The organism is Streptomyces sp. YIM 121038 (assembly GCF_006088715.1).
Classification (GTDB): domain Bacteria; phylum Actinomycetota; class Actinomycetes; order Streptomycetales; family Streptomycetaceae; genus Streptomyces.
Genome location: NZ_CP030771.1, coordinates 6,962,227 through 6,980,426, shown reverse-complemented (window position 1 = coordinate 6,980,426; position 18,200 = coordinate 6,962,227). Strand labels below are relative to the sequence as shown.

Sequence of the window (18,200 nt, the reverse complement as noted above, 5' to 3'; positions counted from 1 at the left end):
ACCCGTGACGCCGTGGCTCAGCGACATCACACCCCCAACTGCAGCCCGTCGGCCGCCTCCTCCACCATGGCGAGGCCGAGCCTGCTGACGCGCACGGAGAAGGGGGCGCCCGACACGCGCAGCGCCGTCAGGCCCAGCTCTCCCAGGGGCGCACTGCGGACCGGCCGGAGCGTCACCGTGCCCGCCGGAGCGTCCGGGCGGATCCCGGCCAGCACGGTCAGGAGCTGCACTCCGGCCGCGGCGCTGACAGCCGCGGGGCGGCAGGCCGCGGGGTGTGGGAGGGGTGCGCTCCCGGCCACACGCTGCTCGCCGCCGTACATCTCCGGCAGCCGGAACCCGAAGGCCGCAGCGGCGTCCAGCGCTCCTCGCAGCAGTGCACCGGCTTCCTTCTCGTAACCCGCCGCCGCCAGGCCCGTGACGGCCGTGGCCGTCTCGTGGACCCGGACCGCCCCGCCACGGTGCCCGAAGGGGTTGTACGCCGCTTCCTTCGAGCCCAGGCTGCGCAGGCCCCAGCCCGAGTCCATGGCAGGCCCGCCAAGGAGCCTCGCGACCTGCTCGGTCTGCACCTTGTCGAGCAGGCCGGGGGCGACCTCGCCGGATCCGAGGAGGCCCGTGTCGAGGAGGTGGGCCGCACCGCCGGTGAGGTGCGGCAAGGGCCGCCCGTCGGGCTCGAGTGCCACGGCGGGCCTGCCGCCCGTCCGGTCCTCCACCCAGAACGCCCTCTGGAACCGGGTCCGCAACCGCTCCGCCCACTGCCGCAGCTCCGCGCCTCCCGAGCCCTTGAGCGTGTCGAGGAGGTCGGCCCCCAGCAGCGCAGCCCGGTGCGCGTGCGCTTGGATCTCGCAGCGCACCGGCCCGGAGGGCGGGGAGTCCGGGTGGGCGTCCCGCACGAATTCCCCGGCTGCGGTGCCTTCGAGCAGCCACCGCAGACAGCGCTCCGCCGGGACCAGCAGTTCCGCGACGTCGGCCTCCGGCATCCCCCAGCGCCACGCCTCGGCGAGGAGGGTGGGGAACAGAAGCGTGGCCTCCACTCCCGTGCACCCGGGTGGCAGGTGGGGACCTGTGTCCCGCATCGGCCCCGGGATCATGCCCGCGCAGGGACCGGAACGGGTGAGCTGGTCGCGGGCGAGCGCACGCAGCGTGCTCTCCGCGAGCCGAGTGCCGAGGGGCAGCACCATCCGCGCGGCCGTGAGGGCCTCGGCGGGCGCGAGGCCGCACCGCCAGGGCGCTCCGGCGGCCACGTACAGGTCCGCGGGGTGGGCCGGGTCGCGCAGCAGCAGGGCCCTGAGGTCCGCCACCGAGGTGTCCAGCAGACGCTGGACCGTGGGGTCGTCCCCGGTCGCTTGGGCCGAGGACAGCGGGCTGGTCACCCCGTGCCCTACCGGTCTCAGGGGCCCCGCGCCGTGCGGCCGTACTCGCAGCTCCACGCTCTGACTGCCGCCCGGTGGCAGGTGCACCTCCCAGCGCAGCAGTCCCGCGGAGGCCAGCGCGTCCTTGGGCGCCGGGACGGCCGTCACCACGCAGTGGCCTTCTCCTGAGGACCAGCGCATGCCCGAGTCGTGGACGCTGGCGGGCAGTTCCGGACCGGCGCGGCCGGACGCGACCGCGCCGAGCTCCGCCAGGTCCGTGCCCAGCGACACCTCGACCGGCAGCCTGAGGGGGCGGCTGGCCGAGCTGTGCAGCGTGATCCGCTCGGTGCCGTCGGCATGTCGGGTCCGCTCCACGACGACGTCCGGGTCCGGCCCTCCGTCCGCCGAGGGGAGGAGGGCCGCCACGAAGCGGGCGCTGTCCGCCGAGAGCATCCGCGCCTGTACGGCGATCGGCTCGCGCCCGGCCACACGTACCTGGCAGCGGGACAGCATGCGACGGCCCGCGCGATAGAACCCCTCCAGTCCCCGGCCGTTCAGCTGCCCCTGGTCCGTGGAGACGGCGAGCGCGGGAAGCGCGACGCAGACCAGCGCGTCGTGCACGGGTGGCAGTGCGGCGGAGCGACGCGGCCCAGGGCCGGGCGCGTGGCCGCCGGGTGGGCGCCTGGGAGTCGGTGCGGGTGCCCGGAAGGCGTGCGGCTCCGGGCCGCCGTTTCTCTCGGGCCAGGGGGAGACGGGAGACGAGGCGGGAACGGACATGGGGCAGCCACTTCTGCGTTCTCTGCGCTACGGAGACTCGGTCACGGAACAGCGTCACGACGAGGACGCGGGTACCGCCACTCAGGTGAACGGCACGGGGCCGCCCCAAGTCACGCATGTGTTCCAGGAAGCCGCCCATCCGGCGGTGCATTCGCTTGGCGGCCTGCGCCGCACGAGCCAGAAACGAATGCTTCGACCGGGGTCCGGAGACCGCTTGTGGCCGGGGCCCAGCCGCGGATGTCGACCGGGGCCCAGCCACCGATGTGGTCACCGGTCGTGCCTTGCGCCACGGCGGATCGTGTCCCGCCGGTTCCGTGGTCCCGTGCCCGCGTCGCCGACGGGTCGGGAGCCGGGGCCTGAGGTGCGCGGCGGGCGCCGCCGTCCACGGGGCGCCGTCCTGACACCGACGCCGGCCCCTGCGTGTTCAAGAGGGTCGGTGTTGTCCGGACGGTCCGGCGAGCTCCCGGGCGGCGCGACTTCCGGCGCTCCGGGGGCCTTCTGGTCCTCGGCCTCTTCGTTCTTCCTGGGCTTCTCCGTGCCCATGTCGGGCTTCGCGGCGCTCACGCCGCCCTGGGCGTTGTCGCCCTCCCTACGGTCGTGCTCCCGCACCTCGGTGTGCTCGGCTCCGCTGGTCTCGGTGCTCCTTCCTCCGCTGGCGGCCGCTTCCGCGTGCTGCCGGACAGCGGATCGAACGGGGTTCCGGCCCTGTGCCGTCGCGTCCCGCTGAGCGCGCTCGCCGCGCAGAATGCGGCGGATCGGCTCCGGGTCGTCATCCGCGCTGCACGCCGGGTGCAGGAGCAGGGCGAAGGCGTAGTGCGGATCAGCGATCAACGCCATGGTGAGCGCTTCCTGCCCTTCGGCGAGGTCGCCGAGGGACCAGGCCACCCAGCCCGCGAGGGTCAGGGGCGCGGCGGCGTGTTCTCGGTACTCCCGCACGCAGCGCCGGGCCAGGGCGCGCCAGAGCCTGAGGGCCGGAGCTGCCTCGTCCCCTTCCATCCACTCGGCGGAGCGGTCGCGGGTCGTGCGGTCCTGAAGCCCGAGGATCAGCGCGGCGGCCTCCTCGTGGCCGATCAGTTCGTCGTCGTAGACGTCGGCTTCGAGTGTGTCGGCGATGGGAGGTGCGGCGGCCAGGCGTGCCATGACGCGGCGGGCGAGAGCGAGGGTCTCGGCGGCGACTTCGGCGTGACCGCCGTCGCCGAGGATCCTGGGCACGAGTGCACACGCCGTGTCATGCAGCACGCGCGCCTGGTCGCTGGCCGCGGCGGTCCGCCAGGGAGCGAGCCGGGCCCTGATTCGCCCCTGCGCGGGACCGACCTGGAAACCCGCGTACACGGTGGCGGCAGCCAGCACCGACGTCCCCGCCGGGAGCAAAGGGGTGCCTTCGGAGGGGCAGCAGCGCTGGTCCGGGCAGCAGTACGTCCAGAAGCGGCCGTCGGAGACGCACACGACTTCGAGGACGGGAACGTCGAGGTCACCGCACTCCGTACGGAGTGCCTGGGCCAGCGGCCTGAGGCGTTCCATGACCTGCTGACCGGAAGCGTCCCCCGCGAACGCTTCCGGCTCCTGGCAGAGGAAGGCGACGACTCCGTCCGGCCGGGCCTCGCGCCGCTCGGATCCGCTCACGAGGCACTGGGCCAGTTGCTCGGCGACGGACGGCCAGTCGTCCGGGCGCTCCGGGATGCCGAGGCGCACCCGTCCGCCGAACCGGCCTCGCGGACCGTGCAGGGCGATGAGGACCACGCTGTTCTCGGGCCGGAAGCCGAGCAAGTACGGCAAGGCGTCCGCCAGTTCGGCGGGCGTGCGGAGGGTGACGATGGTCTCGTCGATCGGGTCTGCTGATTCGCTGCGTTGGGTCATGTGCCGACTCTGCACCGGAATCAATACCTCCGGTTATGGCTGTGGATAACCCTGAGCAGGGCCACGCCAAGAGTTATCCACAGTCTGGCGGTCGCGTTCGCCGGATGTCCGACCCATCGGGTTGCATGGAGCCATGAGCAACGAAGACCTGCGCACGGCGGCCGACGCCGTCCTCGCCCGCCTCGTCGGCGGCCCCTCCTCCTCGGCCGACGGGACGCGGCCGCCGGACGGCCCGCGTCTGCGCGAGGACCAGTGGAGAGCCATCGAGGCACTGGTCGCGGAGAAGCGCCGCGCGCTCGTCGTACAGCGCACCGGCTGGGGCAAGTCGGCGGTGTACTTCGTCGCGACCGCGCTGTTGCGGGAGCGCGGCAGCGGTCCGACCGTGATCGTCTCTCCCCTGCTCGCGCTGATGCGGAACCAGGTCGAGTCGGCGGCGCGGGCCGGTATCCGCGCCCGCACGATCAACTCGTCGAACACCGAGGAGTGGGACACCATCCAGGCCGAGGTCGCGGCGGGCGACGTCGACGTGCTGCTCGTGAGCCCGGAGCGGCTCAATAACCCGGAGTTCCGCGACCAGGTCCTGCCCAAGCTCGCCGCCGCGACCGGCCTGCTGGTGGTCGACGAGGCCCACTGCATCTCCGACTGGGGCCACGACTTCCGGCCCGACTACCGCCGACTGCGCACCATGCTGGCCGACCTCCCGCCCGGTGTCCCGGTCCTGGCCACGACAGCGACGGCCAACGCGCGCGTGACCGCGGACGTCGCCGACCAGCTCGGCACCGGCGGCGGATCGGACGCCCTCGTCCTGAGAGGGCCGCTCGACCGGGAGAGCCTGAGCCTCGGCGTGCTCCAACTGCCGAATGCGGCACACCGGCTGGCCTGGCTCGCTGACCACCTGGGCGACCTGCCGGGCTCCGGGATCATCTACACCCTCACGGTCGCCGCCGCCGAGGAGGTCACCGCCTACCTCCGCCAGCGCGGCCACATCGTCACCTCGTACACCGGCAAGACGGAGAACGCGGACCGGCAGCAGGCGGAGGAGGACCTGCTCGCCAACCGCGTGAAGGCCCTGGTTGCCACCTCCGCGCTCGGGATGGGGTTCGACAAGCCCGACCTGGGCTTCGTCATCCATCTCGGCTCGCCCTCCTCGCCCATCGCCTACTACCAGCAGGTAGGCCGCGCCGGGCGCGGCGTCGACCACGCTGAGGTGCTGCTCCTGCCCGGTCAGGAGGACACGGCGATCTGGAACTACTTCGCCTCCCTGGCCTTCCCGCCCGAGGAGCAGGTGCGTCGCACCTTGGAGGTCCTCAGTCAGGCGGACCGCCCCCTGTCGCTGCCCGCCCTGGAGCCGCTGGTCGAGCTGCGCAGGTCACGCCTGGAGACGATGCTCAAGGTCCTCGACGTCGACGGTGCGGTACGCCGGGTGCAAGGTGGCTGGATCGCCACGGGCGCTCCCTGGACGTACGACACCGAGCGCTACGCCTGGGTCACCAAACAGCGGCAGGCCGAGCAGCAGGCCATGCGTGAGTACGCCACGACCACGTCCTGCCGCATGGAGTTCCTGCGCCGCCAGCTGGACGACGAGGAAGCCGCACCGTGCGGCCGCTGCGACAACTGTGCGGGGGGCCGCTTCGACGAGGCCGTCTCGTCCACGGCTCTGGATTCGGCGCGAGGCGAGCTCGCCCGGCCCGGAGTGGAGGTCGAGCCCCGCAAGATGTGGCCCACCGGGCTCGCCGCCGTGGGCATGACCCTCAAGGGCCGCATTCCCGCTGGTGAACAGGCCTCTCCGGGCCGGGCCCTGGGACGCCTGTCGGACATCGGCTGGGGCAACCGGCTTCGTCCGATGCTCGCACCCCAGGCGCCGGACACCCCGGTGCCCGATGACGTCACCAAGGCCGTGGTGGAAGTACTGGCCGACTGGGCCAAGGGCCCGGGCGGCTGGGCGTCGGGCGGCCCCGACGCCGGGCCCCGGCCGGTGGGCGTGGTGACGATGCCCTCCCGCTCGAAGCCCCAGCTGATCCAGTCGCTCGGGGCGCGGATCGCGGAGATCGGCCGCCTTCCGCTGCTCGGTGGACTGGAGTACGCCGCCGAGGCCGCGGACGTTCGGGTGCCGAGGAGCAACAGCGCCCAGCGGCTGCGTGCCCTGGACGGCGCCCTGATCGTGCCGCCCGCGCTGGCCGCGGCGCTCCAGGAGGCGGACGGCCCCGTGCTCCTCGTCGACGACGCGACGGAGACCGGCTGGACGCTCGCGGTCTCCGCGCGCATGCTCCGACGGGCAGGGGCGAAGGGGGTGTTGCCGCTGGTCCTGGCCGTGCAGGGGTGACGTCCGCATTACCGTGCGATGTCCTGGGCAGGGATATGCAAGACGTATCAGCGGATACTGGTCAGGCGGCTTCAATTGCTCGTTGCCGCAAGCCAGTACGACGGGAAGAATTGGTACCGCTCCCGCGCGGCTCCCCGTGGTCCGGTAGGGCTGTGTCGCGGTGCGCTCCCCCCAGTCCGACCCCGCCCTCCTTGGGGGCGCGTAGCCGAAGGGAGGACCGTGACCTTCGGATTCGCTCCGTCCGCTGCGGCGTCGGCATCGGATTCCCTGGCCGCTGCCGCGACGACCGACGCCGGTCGGCAACCGACCCGGATGCTCGAGCCCTCAGAGTGGTCAGCCGCCGAGATCCCCCTGCTGCGGAACCCGCGCGAGGTCGTGAGCGGACTGCACGCCCGGCACCGGCCCACCCCGGCCACCGCGATCGTGGCCGTGCTCGATCCGGAGGAGCGGGTCAGAGCCTCCGCGTCGTTCGCCCGCCGGGCGAGCGCGGTGGACGGATGGGTGTTCCGTAACGCGCTGCTCGCCCAGTTGCGCCGGGTCATCCCGCACGATCTGCGCCGCCGCACCCCGGTGCGCACCGCCGTACTGCTCTACTGCCGCGACGGGGACGGGCGTTGGACGCAGGAGGACGGCGCGTGGATGTGGGGGCTGCGGGACGCCTGCACACTGCACGGCCTGCGGTGCGGGGCGTACATCACGCTGACCCGGGAGGGTTGGCAGGTCCTCGGCGAAGGGCGCGGAGGCCGTAGGCCGAGCGCCGGTTCGCCGCCCGAGGACCTCGCCGGTACGGCCCACGCCCCGGGCGCTGGAACCGCGGCGGGCGATCCGCGTCAGCCGCGGACCGGGGGCGCGGCGTCCGAGATGTTACGGCGCGTGGCGGCGCGATAGACCTCAGCGGCGCGGTGAGTCCGGGCGGCGCGTGGGGACGCGGTGAGGCCTGCGACGACGCGTGGCGGCGCGGTGAGGCCCGGACGACGCGGTGCAGCCCGTGGGCAGTCGACCACACCGTGCCCGCCTCACGTACCGCGTGGCGCGGCCCCTGAGGCCCCATGCGCACCACCGCAGGGCAGGGGTGAGCACAGTGCGGCACGGCACCCCTACGGCTGTGGCTCCCCCGGGCCGCGGCGCACGCGCCGCGGCTCGCCCGCCGGGCGGGAGCGTCAGACGCTCGCGCCCAGCATGGCGTTGATGCGCTGCGGGTCTCCGCAGACGATCAGCAGGGCACCGGCCCGGCCGAGCGCTACGGGCAGGGCCGCGGCCTCGGTCTCCTCGCTGCCGCCGTTCAGTGCGACGACGACCGCGGGGCGGGCCGTGGCGCGGGACAGGACGGCGGCGTCGGCGTAGAAGACGTCGTCACCCGCCTCGTGCTGGGCCCAGTAGGCGTCCTCGCCGAAGGACAGCTCGTGCGCGGCCCACGGGTGAAGCTCGCCGGTGGTGACCACCAGGACCTCACCCGGAGCGCGACCCGAGTCGAGCAGCAGGTCGACGGCTTCCTCGGCGGCGTCGAGGGCGCCGTCGGCGGAGGCCGGGATCAACTGGATCTGCGGAGCCGCGACGCTTTCGGCCGAGGCTTCCGGGGCAACCGGAGCGGTGGGCCCCGGCTTCACGGCCGGGGCCTGCGGCCCTGGCTTGACGGCCGGCTCGCGCGTCGCGCGCTGCGCGGGCGGCATCGGCCGCGCGGGGCCGGGACGGCCGGGGCGCGACGGAGCCGCGGGACGCGGACCGGGTACGGGGCGGGGGGTCGGCGCGGTGCGGCTGTTGGCCGAAGCGGCGCGGGGACCCTGGGCACTCTCGTGAATCTGAGGCTCCTCGGGAATGAGAGGCATGCGTTGTTGTCTATCAAACGCCGATGCGACACGCGTCGGCGGGTGGCACATGAGTGCGACTGGAACCGCGGAAAACATCAGAACTCAAAGCCGAGCTGGCCCTTGATTTCCGGAACGTTTCCCTCCGCCCAGCTGCGGGCCTTCTTGAGGTGCCGCCACTGGGGCAGCGCGTCAAGATACGCCCACGAAAGCCGGTGGTACGGGGTGGGCCCCCGTTCCGCCAGCGCGGCCTTGTGCACCGGCGACGGATAGCCGGCGTTGGCCGCAAAACCGAAGTCTGCATGTTCGATGCCCAGTTCGGCCATCATTTTGTCGCGCTGAACCTTGGCGATCACCGATGCCGCCGCGACGGCCACACAGGACTGGTCGCCCTTGATGACCGTACGCACCCGCCACGGATCTCCGAGGTAGTCGTGCTTCCCGTCGAGGATGACCGCGTCCGGCCGCACCGGTAGTGCTTCGAGGGCGCGGACCGCGGCGAGCCGCAGCGCTGCCGTCATGCCCAGATCATCGATCTCCTCGGGCGAGGAATGGCCCAGCGCGTGCGCCGTGACCCACCCCGTCAGCTCCTGGGCGAGCTCGGCCCGCCGCTTGGGGTTGATCAACTTGGAGTCGGTGAGCCCCGCGGGTGGCCTGCGCAGGCCCGTGACCGCCGCGCAAACGGTGACCGGGCCCGCCCACGCTCCGCGTCCGACCTCGTCGACACCGGCGACGATCTTCGCTCCGGTGGTGGCGCGCAAGGAGCGCTCGACGGTATGGGTGGGTGCTTCGTACGGCATGGCGCCTGACAGCGTACGCCGCCTGTGACCACTCGCGACACCCCGGTTCGCCTCACTCCGGGCCGGTTCGCGCCAGGGCTTCCGCCGGTGCCGTACGTCCGCCCGCTTCCGGGCGGCCGCATTCCGCTTCCCCCCGACGTGCGGACGGGCGTCGGCGCGCCCCGTCGCGACGCGTCTGCGAGCCCCCGGAAGGCCTCCCGGGGCTTGTGATGAAGTCCCGGGAAGATCTACGGGCGGAGCAGCGGGACCATGACCTGGTCGATGAGGTCCGTGAATTCCTCATCGGGCCATTCGCTCCCGCGCACCTTGGACTGGTACATCATCATGGCCGGGATCACATCGCAGACGTACTTGTCCGTCGCTCCGGAACGGACCTCTCCGCGCTCGATTCCGCGCCGCATGACCTGCCGGATGAGTTCCACACTCGGCTCGATCACACCCTCGACGATCACCTCATGGAAGCGCTCGGCGGTTGCCGTGTCGCATTCGTGAAGGACGGCGAGCAGGGCGTAACCGGGGCGGGAGGTCATGGCCGCGCGCATCTGGCGGCACAGCTGCAGCAGGTCTTCCCGGACACTGCCGCAGTCCGGCACCTCGTCGAGCTTGGGCAGTCCGGCCTGTAGGGCGTGGATGACGAGGTCCTCCTTGGACGGCCAGCGACGGTACACCGCGGCTTTGCCCGTCTGGGCACCCGCGGCCACACCTTCCATCGTGAGGCCGTTCCAGCCGACCGTACTGAGCTGCTCCAACGCGGAATCGAGAATCGCGCGCTCCAGCACGGGCCCCCGGCGGCGCGAGGAGACCACCTGAGCGGAAGCGGCCTTCCAACGCGAAGTAGGCATCTACATCTCTCCGTTGAGGACTCGAGGTAGCCCCCAGTGAACGGTTGCGTTCACTCTTCGGGGTTCACTACCGTGGGACGCGGCAGTGAACGGATGCGTTCACTAACGCACTTGCGGGGGTCTCATAGTGACAACCTCTCAGTTAGCGCAAGATCAAAAGCCCGGTGCCGCCCGTCGCGATGGGCATCCCGGCGTGGCTCTCACCATCATCGCCGCCTGCCAACTCATGGTGGTCCTGGACGCGACGATTGTGAACATCGCGCTCCCGCACATCCAGGACGCGCTGGAGTTCTCGACGACGGACCTCACCTGGGTCGTCAGTGCGTACACCCTCACCTTCGGCGGCCTGCTGCTGCTCGGCGGCCGTGCCGGTGACATCCTCGGCCGCCGCCGGGTCTTCATGTTCGGCATCCTGCTGTTCACGTTCGCCTCGCTCCTCGGCGGATTCGCCCAGGAGCCGTGGCAACTCCTCGCGGCACGCGCCCTGCAGGGCGTCGGTGGCGCGATCGCGTCCCCCACCTCGCTCGCACTGATCACGACGACGTTCCCCGAGGGTCCGGCGCGCAACCGCGCGTTCGGCGTCTTCGCGGCCGTCTCCGCGGGCGGCGGCGCCATCGGTCTGCTGGCGGGCGGCATGCTCACCGAGTGGCTCGACTGGCGCTGGGTGCTGTTCGTGAACGTCCCCATCGGCGTTCTGATCGCCTTCCTGACCCCCCTCTACATCAGTGAGTCCGAGCGGCACCCGGGCCGCTTCGACTTCGTGGGCGCCCTGACCTCGACCGCGGGCATGGCCTCCCTGGTCTACGGCTTCATCAGGGCGTCCGAGGACGGTTGGCGCGACGGCCTCACACTCGGGTCGTTCGGGGCCGCGGTCGTCCTGCTCCTCGCGTTCGTCCTCATCGAGAGCCGCGCCAAGGAGCCGATCACTCCGCTCCGGATGTTCGCCGACCGCAACCGCTCGGGCACGTACGTGATCATGCTGAGCCTGGCGGCGGCGATGTTCGGCATGTTCTTTTTCATCGTGCTCTTCGTCCAGAACGTCCTGGACTACACGCCCATCCAGGCGGGGCTGGCCTTCCTGCCCGTCACGGCCGCGATCGTGGTCGGCGCGGGCCTCTCGCAGCGGTTGCTGCCGGTGCTCGGGCCCAAGCCCTTCATGGTGACCGGCTCGTCGATCGTCGCTCTGGGGCTCGGCTGGCAGACGTTCATCACCCCGGACAGCTCGTACCTCAGCGGGGTGCTCGGTCCGATGCTGTTGTTCGGCTTCGGCATGGGCCTGAACTTCGTGACGCTGACGCTGACGGCGGTCTCCGGAGTCGCCGTGCACGAGGCGGGCGCCGCGTCGGGCCTGCTCAACGCGACCCAGCAGGTGGGTGGTTCACTCGGTCTCTCCATCCTGACCACGGTCTTCGGCACGGCGAGCCGGGACGAGGCCAAGGACCAGATCCCGGACTTCATGGCGAAGGCCTCACCGGAACAGAAGGCCGCCTTCGCCAAGAGCCACGAGCTCCCCGCGCCGTGGGGCCACGAGGTGCTGTCCAAGGGCATTTCCACGGCCTTCCTCCCGGCCGTGGCCATGGCCGTGCTCGCCCTGGTGACCGCCTTGCTGGTCATCCGGGTGCGCAAGAGCGACCTGGACGCGCTCGCGGGTACGGCGAGCGCCGCGGGTCCCTCCGGAGGCTGAAGCCAGCCGTGGGTGCCGGGCCGTCGGCAACGGCGGGGCAGACCGGGCCAGACGCCCGGCGGACCACCTGGCACCCACGGGAACCATCAGGTCCGCCGAAGCCACGCAACCCGACTCCCGCCCCAGGCCGCTTCCAGGCCTGACGGGTCCCGCCCACGGCCCTTCCAGGCCTGCGCACCGGCCCACACCGGCCCTGAGGCCCCCAGCAAGCCGACCTCGGTCGGCACGTCCCAGCGGGTCAGCGCCCCTCCGTGGGCACCCACTCGGGCAGCGCCTCTGTCCGCTCCAGCCACGACGTCGGCGGCTTCCCGCCTGCGGCCGCCACGACTCCTCCGACGATGGCACAGGTGGTGTCCATGTCGCCGCCCACCGCCACAGTGGCCCAGAACGCCCGCTCGTAGTCGTCCAGCGCGCGGGCCGCCGACCACAGCGCGAACGGCACCGTGTCGTGGGCCGTCGTACGGCGGCCGCAACCGAGGACCGCGGCGACCGTCCCGGGGTCGTCGTAGTCGAGCATGTCCCGGGCCCGGCGAAGGCCCGCGCCCACGGCGCTGCGGGGCACCAGGGCGATGACACCGTCGAGAAGCGCCCTGGAGGTCGGCGGCCCTTCCGGGGCGGCCGCCAGTGCGGCCGCGGCGGCGACCGCCATGGCCCCGACGACGGCCTCCCGGTGCTGGTGGGTCGTATAGGCCGAGATCTCCGCCTGGTGCGTGGCCTGCTCCGGGTCGGTGGCGTACCAGGCGCCGAGCGGTGCGATCCGCATGGACGCGCCGTTGCCCCAGGAGCCCTGCCCCTTGAACAGGGCGGAGGCCAGCTCGCGCCAGTCCCCGCCGCCCCGGATCTGGTCGAGGAGGCGGCTGACGGCCGGGCCGTACCCCCGGTCCGCGTGGTGGTGCTCGGCGAAGGAGCGGGCCAGGGCGTCCTGGTCGACGCGGCCGTGCGTGGTGAGGACGGCCAGCACGGAGCACGCCATCTCGGTGTCGTCGGTCCAAAGCCAGGGACCGTCCGGCAGCTCGCGCCGCTGGAGCAGTGGGTAGTGCGCGGGCGTGAAGAACTGTGAGCCCAGCGCGTCTCCCACGGCCAGGCCGCGCAGGCTCGCCAGGGCGCGGTCCAGGCGCTGGTTAGGAGAGAGGTCAGCGGTCATCGCCTCGTCACTCTATCCGGTGATGCCGTACGGCTCCGGCTCACGCCAGCGCTCGAACGGTCGGTCGAGTGTGTACTTGCCGTTCTCGCCGAGCAGCAGCGTCCGCGTCTCGCCGTTGCCCGGGTTGGACAGCGATTCGAAGTCGGCCACCGTCCAGTGGAACCAGCGCATGCAGAACAGGCGCATGGTCAGGCCGTGCGTCACGAGCAGGACGTTCGGCGGATGGTCGGGAGCCTCGAAGCTGCGGAAGAGGCTCTCCAGGAAGGATCCGACCCGGTCGTAGACATCGGCGCCCGACTCGCCCTGGGCGAAGCGGTAGAAGAAGTGCCCATAGGCGTCGCGGTAGGCCTTCTGCAGCTTGACGTCGTCCCGGTCCTGCCAGTTTCCCCAGTCCTGCTCCCTCAGCCGGGGCTCCTCCCGCACGCGCACCTGCTGGGGTGCGAGGTGGAAGGCCCGGAAGGTCTCGTGGGTGCGGCGGTACGGCGAGAGGTAGACACTGACCCGCTCCTGGCCGAAGAGCTCCCGCAGCCCCTTCCCGGTCTCCTCCGCCTGGCGCCACCCCGTCTCGGTCAGGGCGAGGGCGTGGTCAGGCTCGCGCTCGTACACGGTGTCGTCGGCGTTTCCAGCCGACTCGCCGTGCCGGACGAGGACGATGCGCCGCGGTCGAGCCATGGGTCGACCCTAGATCGGCCGCTCCGGGCATGGGTCAGCCGGGTAGCCGACCGGACTCCATCCGGAGTATTCGGCCCGTGAAGCGGCTCCGGAGGAGTCGGTCGTGCGAGACGACCACGAGGGCGCCGGTCCACTGGTCCAGGGCCTGCTCCAGCTCTTCGACCAGGGTGAGCGCCAGATGGTTGGCCGGTTCGTCGAGCAACAGCAGATCGGCGGGGCGGGCGAGCAGCCGAGCGAGAGCGAGCCTGCGGCGCTGCCCGGCAGAGAGCGCCCCCACGGGGACGTGCAGGTCGCGGGGCCGGAACAGGCCGTAGGAGAGCAGCAGTTCGGCCTGCTCCTCCTCGGTGAGCGGCAGGCCCCTGCCGAAGGTTTCGAGCACCCGCTCGGCGGGGTGGCGCACCGGGATCTCCTGGGCGAGGTAGCCGATGCGGCCGCGGCGCACGACCGTGCCCTCGTCCGGGTCGAGTACGCCCGCCAGGGTGCGGAGGAGCGTGGACTTCCCGGCGCCGTTGCCCCCGTGGACAAGCAGGCGCTCACCTGCGGAGATCGTGAGCTCCGGCACATGGAGACGGTCTCCGATCCGCACGTCCCGGAGCATCACCAGGGGCCCTTCGACCGCTCCGGACGTGGGCCGCGCGGCGAACCGCAACGGCTCCGGCGGCTTGGGCACCGGGTGTTCGCGCAGACGACGCAGCCGCTCCTGGGCGTTGCGGACGCGGCCCGCGATGGAGGCCTGCACTCGGCCTCCGGCCCGGTCGTACGCCATTTTGTTGTTGTCCTTCATGGCGCGGCCTCCGGCCACGGCGTGTGCCGTGGTCGCCGTGAACCCCTCAAGGCGATGGGCTTCCTCGCACCACTCGGCGTAGGCCTGCTCCCAGCGCCGCCGGGCGGCCTCGCGCTCGGCGAGCAGACCCCGATAACCGCCCCCATAGCGCACGACCGTGCGGCGGGCGTCGTCCACCTCGAGGATCGCGGTGGCGACGCGCTCCAGGAACGTGCGGTCGTGCGAGACCGCGACGACCGTGCCCCGGTGTGCGATCAGAGCGGTCTCCAACCAGTCCAGCGCGCTTTCGTCGAGGTGGTTGGTGGGCTCGTCCAGGAGCATCACCTCGGGGGCCGCCGCGATCAAGCACGCGAGGCCGAGTCTCGCCTGCTCGCCGCCGGACAGGCTGCCCAGTCGGCGGTCGCGGTCGATGTGCGCGAGCCCAAGACCGTGCATGGCTTTGTCGACGCGCGCGTCGGCCTCATAGCCACCGCGCAGTTCGAAGGCGGTGAGCAGGTCGCCGTACTCCTCCAGCGCCGTGCCGGATGCGGTTTCGAGGTCAGCTTCTAGATCACGCAGACGCCGCTCCATGGAGCGCAGGTCGGCAAGGGCGGCGTCGATCGCGTCGTCGACGCCGCGCTCGGCGGGCAGTTGGGGTGTCTGCGCCAGGAGCCCAGCGCCCCTTTCGGTGACGGTCACCGCCTCGCCGTCGTCGGGCTGCGTGCTCCCCGCGAGGAGGTGCAGGAGCGTGGACTTGCCCGCGCCGTTCTCCCCGACGACCCCCACACGCTCCCCCGGGCGCACGGTGAAGGACACGTCGTCGAACAGCAGCCGGTCACCCCTGGACTTGGTCACGCCGCGCACTGAGATCTGAGTAGGCATGGACACCCCCGTTTCCGCACAACCCGCATTCACCCGCCGACAAGCAAACGCAACGCTTGTCGCATTACGATGAGTGTGACACGACGGACTCACTAATGCAACAGAAGTAGTGATTGAATGTGCGCTCATGATGCTTGCAGAGGGAGAGCGATGACAGGCGAAGCCGTTCCTGCTGGTCAGGGCCGCAAGGCCAGCGGCACGCACACGCCCGGGCAGTTCGGCGAGGTCCAGCGACCCGGCACGGCCAAGCAGGCCAAGAGCGGCGCCGCTGGGGCATCACGCAAAGGCCATCCCACGGGTCGGGTCCCGGCGGGAGACGCCACCCCCAGCCCCGGCGGGACCGACGAAGACACCACGGACCTCGCGGCCCAGCGATCCACGACCCCGCACTCCGCAAACCCCTCGAACCCACGCCCCGCCCCCGGCACCAGCCGCCCCGGCGGACGCACCGCCCGCACCCGCGCGGCCGTGCGCGACGCGGTGCTGAGCGGTCTGAGCGACCACGGCTACCCGGGTCTCACCATCGAATACGTGGCCGAGCACTCCGGCGTCCACAAGACGACGCTCTACCGCCGCTGGGGCGGCCTGGAGGGGCTGGTGGCCGACGCCCTGGACATGGCGGGCGAGGACACCTGGACACCACCCGACACCGGCTCCCTGGAGGGCGATCTGCGCGCGCTCGCCCACGAGGTCGTGGACGCGTTCGCCGACCCGGCGGACGCCGCCGCGCCGACCGCGTTCATCGCCGCCGCCTTCCAGTCCCCGCGCGCGGCCGACGCCCTGCGCGCGTTCTACACCGAGCGGTTCACGCGCTGCGAGGCCGTGGTCGCGCGCGCGGTGGCGCGTGGCGAGACGACGGCCGGCACCGACGCGGCAGCACTCGTCCGGGCCGTTTCGGCGCCACTCATGCTGCGGTTGTTCATCACCCGGGAGCCCATCGACGCCGCGCTCGCCGACCAGTCGGCGGCCGCTGCGGCGGCCGCCACGCGCGCGGGGGCGTTCGACCGGACCAGTACCGCAGAGAGCCGCTGACGCGGGGTCGCTCCCGCGCGCGGGAGCGTTCGCACGCCTCGGACAGCACCTGCCCTCAGACGCAGGGAGGCCCCGAGACGCCTGCCCTCAGGGGCAGGGGCCCCGAATCCCCGTTCACGGACAGCCGCGTCACACCGTCCAGGACGGCTCCAGCTCCACGACATCGCCTGCGAGCGCCGCGACATCGGCCTCCGTCTGCGCGCGCAGCGAGAGCCGTTCCACGCGCTCCGCGCGGTACTTGCCGTGCTCGGCGGCCGACTGCCACATCGACAGGACCAGGAATTCGTGCCCCGGAGCCTCGCCGAAGAGCCCCCGGACCATCCCCGGCGAGCCGGCCATCGCCGGGTTCCAGACCTTCTCCTGCATCAGCGCGAAGTGTTCGACCCGCTCCTCGTGGACGCGACAGTGCGCCACGCGGACCACGTCGGTGTCCGTGAAGCGCGGTTCGAAGCCCGTCTTCACGTCGAAACGGTGGTCGAACAGTTTGACCTGGATGTCTCTGTAGGTGCCCACCTGCGCCGCCGCGAGCCGGTCGTGCGAGCGCGCCATGAAGGAGTCGTAGAAGGCCCGGCTCTCCCAGAACGCGAAGATGTGCGCCACGTTCGGCCGACCACGACTCCATCCCCCGCCCTGTCCCCGGAAACCCGGCTCCCCCAGAAGCCCCGCCCACTTTCGCTGCGCCCGCTCGAATCCCCGGCGGTCCACGACGGTGCAGCGAATCCACTTGACCAGCACCGCGCCATCGTACGGTGCGGCGCGTGGCGCGGGTCACGCTCCCGGGTAGTGCCCCCGGATCAGGTCGGCGAGCTCCTGCTCACTGAGCTCGATACCGAACTCGCGCACGAGTACGTCCCTCAACTCGCCTCCGGTCACGGCTCGTTTCTCCAGTTGGCCGTCGGGTGCGGTGACGACCAGCTCCGTACCGGCCAGCCGAAGGCGCACCTCAGGGGTCGCCTTTTGCAGGATGGGACGGCGGACGAAAGGGGACTTGGGGTGAGTGGAGATGAAGTGGTTCATGACGGTGTAGTCGACGGGAAGACACGGAGTCGACGTGTACGAGTAGAGGTCGAACCAGCCGTCAGGGTGCTCGGTCCGCAGCACCATCACGCCGTCCGGCTCGCTCTTCAGACTGAACCGCCACTCTCCTTGGCGCTCGTCCACCCCGTCGTGCAGCAAAAGGGGCTCTAGCAGCCCTTCGCCACCGAACCCGACGTCACAGTGCCACCGTTCGCCGTCCGCCTCGACCTTCAGCAGCATGTGCGTCACCGGGCGCACGGACGGCGCTCCCGCCCTGACGCGGGCGCCGAGTCCCGTCACGGAGAAGCCGATGCGCTCCAGCGCCGCGGCGAACAGCAGGTTCTGTTCGTAACAGTAACCGCCGCGCAGACGGCGCACCATCTTGTCCTGCAGAGCGGCCACGTCCAGCAGGACGGGACGGCCGAGCATGATCTCAAGGTTTTCGAAAGGGATGGCCGTCACATGCGCGCGGTGCAGCGCGCGCAGCGTCGCCAGATCGGGCTTCGTCTCCCCTTCGTAGGCGATCCTGGCCAGATAGGCCTCGACATCCAGTTCCTTCTCGTTCCATGTCACGCAACAATGATCACCGCGGGGGCGCTCGGCGCAAAGCCACGGGTCATGACGCCGATGTCAGTGGGAAGCCTTAGCGTGTCCGTAGCACTGGCAACCGGCGGACGGTGAGGGGGAGTTCGGTGAGCAACATCAGGAAAGGGCTCGAGAAGGTCGAGGTCGGCCTGAGATGGGACCCGAGCCCTCTCGGCACGTCGCCCCACGACCTGGACATCGTCGCCGCGACGTACACCTCCGAGGACCCCTACGGCAGCCCCGCCTACCTCGTGCACTTCGACAGCCGCTCCCCGGACGGCACGATCACGCTCAGCAGGGACAGCAGGACCGGCCAGGGCTTCGGCTACGACGAGGTCATGGTCCTGGAGCTGGAGCGGCTCGCCGAGAGGTACGTGCGCGTGGTGGTCGGCGTGGCCATCCAGCAGCCCCCGGAGGGCAGGGTCTTCAGCGACATAGTGAATGCCGCGGTCCGCATCCGCGAGGGATACACGGACCTCACGGAGCACGACTTCACCGAAGTGGCCGGCAGCACGGCCTGCGTGGTCGCCGAGTTCGCCCGGGACCAGCCGGGCGGTCCCTGGACCTTCCGCGAGCTGCTCCACGGCTTCGACACCGACCTGGCGTCCTTCACGTCCGCCATGGGCGGCGTCCGCTGAGACAGCGATGAGGGGCGGCGGGCCCGAAGG

The 18,200-nt window shown here is 71.7% G+C and carries 14 protein-coding genes and 1 pseudogene; 5 read left to right on the top strand and 10 right to left on the bottom strand.

All coding sequences use genetic code 11. The annotated features are described in order from the left end of the window. Positions 1-26: 26 nt before the first annotated feature. A complete protein-coding gene (locus tag C9F11_RS30120) occupies positions 27-2,126 on the bottom strand; it encodes a glycogen debranching N-terminal domain-containing protein (protein WP_138962208.1) in 2,100 nt (699 codons plus the stop codon). 267 nt (positions 2,127-2,393) lie between these two features. Then, positions 2,394-3,983 carry a DUF4192 family protein gene (locus C9F11_RS30115; RefSeq protein WP_249401930.1) on the bottom strand — a complete coding sequence of 530 codons (1,590 nt, stop codon included), beginning with the start codon at positions 3,981-3,983 and terminating at the stop codon, positions 2,394-2,396. Between the two features lie 133 nt (positions 3,984-4,116). Here C9F11_RS30115 and C9F11_RS30110 point away from each other — a divergent pair, with 133 nt between their 5' ends. Beyond that, entirely contained in the window at positions 4,117-6,306 is a 2,190-nt protein-coding gene (locus C9F11_RS30110; protein WP_138962207.1) for a RecQ family ATP-dependent DNA helicase, read from the top strand. Positions 6,307-6,525: 219 nt separating this feature from the next. Next, positions 6,526-7,194, top strand: a complete 669-nt coding sequence (locus tag C9F11_RS30105; RefSeq protein ID WP_138962206.1) for a hypothetical protein — start codon at positions 6,526-6,528, stop codon at positions 7,192-7,194. Between the two features lie 272 nt (positions 7,195-7,466). Here C9F11_RS30105 and C9F11_RS30100 read toward each other — a convergent pair whose 3' ends face one another. The 3 genes from C9F11_RS30100 to C9F11_RS30090 form a co-directional block, all read right to left on the bottom strand. Continuing rightward, a complete protein-coding gene (locus tag C9F11_RS30100; RefSeq protein ID WP_138962205.1) occupies positions 7,467-8,132 on the bottom strand; it encodes a hypothetical protein in 666 nt (221 codons plus the stop codon). A gap of 77 nt (positions 8,133-8,209) precedes the next feature. After that, on the bottom strand, positions 8,210-8,911 hold the full coding sequence (locus tag C9F11_RS30095; RefSeq protein WP_138962204.1) for a ribonuclease HII: 702 nt from the start codon (positions 8,909-8,911) through the stop codon (positions 8,210-8,212). Between the two features lie 227 nt (positions 8,912-9,138). Beyond that, positions 9,139-9,753: a TetR/AcrR family transcriptional regulator gene (locus C9F11_RS30090; protein WP_138962203.1), complete on the bottom strand. Its 615-nt coding sequence runs from the start codon at positions 9,751-9,753 to the stop codon at positions 9,139-9,141. Between the two features lie 127 nt (positions 9,754-9,880). Here C9F11_RS30090 and C9F11_RS30085 point away from each other — a divergent pair, with 127 nt between their 5' ends. Continuing rightward, on the top strand, positions 9,881-11,437 hold the full coding sequence (locus C9F11_RS30085) for an MFS transporter (RefSeq protein WP_138962202.1): 1,557 nt from the start codon (positions 9,881-9,883) through the stop codon (positions 11,435-11,437). Positions 11,438-11,675: 238 nt separating this feature from the next. On the opposite strand, the gene C9F11_RS30080 is transcribed toward C9F11_RS30085, so the two are convergent. The 3 genes from C9F11_RS30080 to abc-f are packed head-to-tail and all read right to left on the bottom strand — an operon-like array spanning position 11,676 to position 14,898. Beyond that, positions 11,676-12,581, bottom strand: a complete 906-nt coding sequence (locus C9F11_RS30080) for an ADP-ribosylglycohydrolase family protein (protein WP_138962201.1) — start codon at positions 12,579-12,581, stop codon at positions 11,676-11,678. Positions 12,582-12,593: 12 nt separating this feature from the next. Further along, a complete protein-coding gene (locus C9F11_RS30075) occupies positions 12,594-13,253 on the bottom strand; it encodes a histidine phosphatase family protein (protein ID WP_138962200.1) in 660 nt (219 codons plus the stop codon). A gap of 34 nt (positions 13,254-13,287) precedes the next feature. Further along, positions 13,288-14,898 carry a ribosomal protection-like ABC-F family protein gene (gene abc-f, locus C9F11_RS30070; protein ID WP_138962199.1) on the bottom strand — a complete coding sequence of 537 codons (1,611 nt, stop codon included), beginning with the start codon at positions 14,896-14,898 and terminating at the stop codon, positions 13,288-13,290. 414 nt (positions 14,899-15,312) lie between these two features. Between abc-f and C9F11_RS30065 the strand changes: the two are divergent. Next, positions 15,313-15,930 (top strand): annotated as a pseudogene (locus tag C9F11_RS30065) (TetR/AcrR family transcriptional regulator C-terminal ligand-binding domain-containing protein); the annotation flags it as partial. A 129-nt stretch (positions 15,931-16,059) separates the two neighbouring features. Here C9F11_RS30065 and C9F11_RS30060 read toward each other — a convergent pair. Next, positions 16,060-16,665, bottom strand: coding sequence for a YdbC family protein (locus C9F11_RS30060; RefSeq protein WP_138962198.1), 606 nt, complete (start codon positions 16,663-16,665; stop codon positions 16,060-16,062). 33 nt (positions 16,666-16,698) lie between these two features. Further along, entirely contained in the window at positions 16,699-17,520 is an 822-nt protein-coding gene (locus tag C9F11_RS30055) for an arylamine N-acetyltransferase (RefSeq protein WP_138962197.1), read from the bottom strand. Positions 17,521-17,639: 119 nt separating this feature from the next. On the opposite strand from C9F11_RS30055, the gene C9F11_RS30050 reads away from it, so the two are divergent. Continuing rightward, positions 17,640-18,170 (top strand): TerD family protein, encoded by a 531-nt coding sequence (locus tag C9F11_RS30050; protein ID WP_138962196.1) that lies wholly within the window; start codon positions 17,640-17,642, stop codon positions 18,168-18,170. Positions 18,171-18,200: the final 30 nt, after the last annotated feature.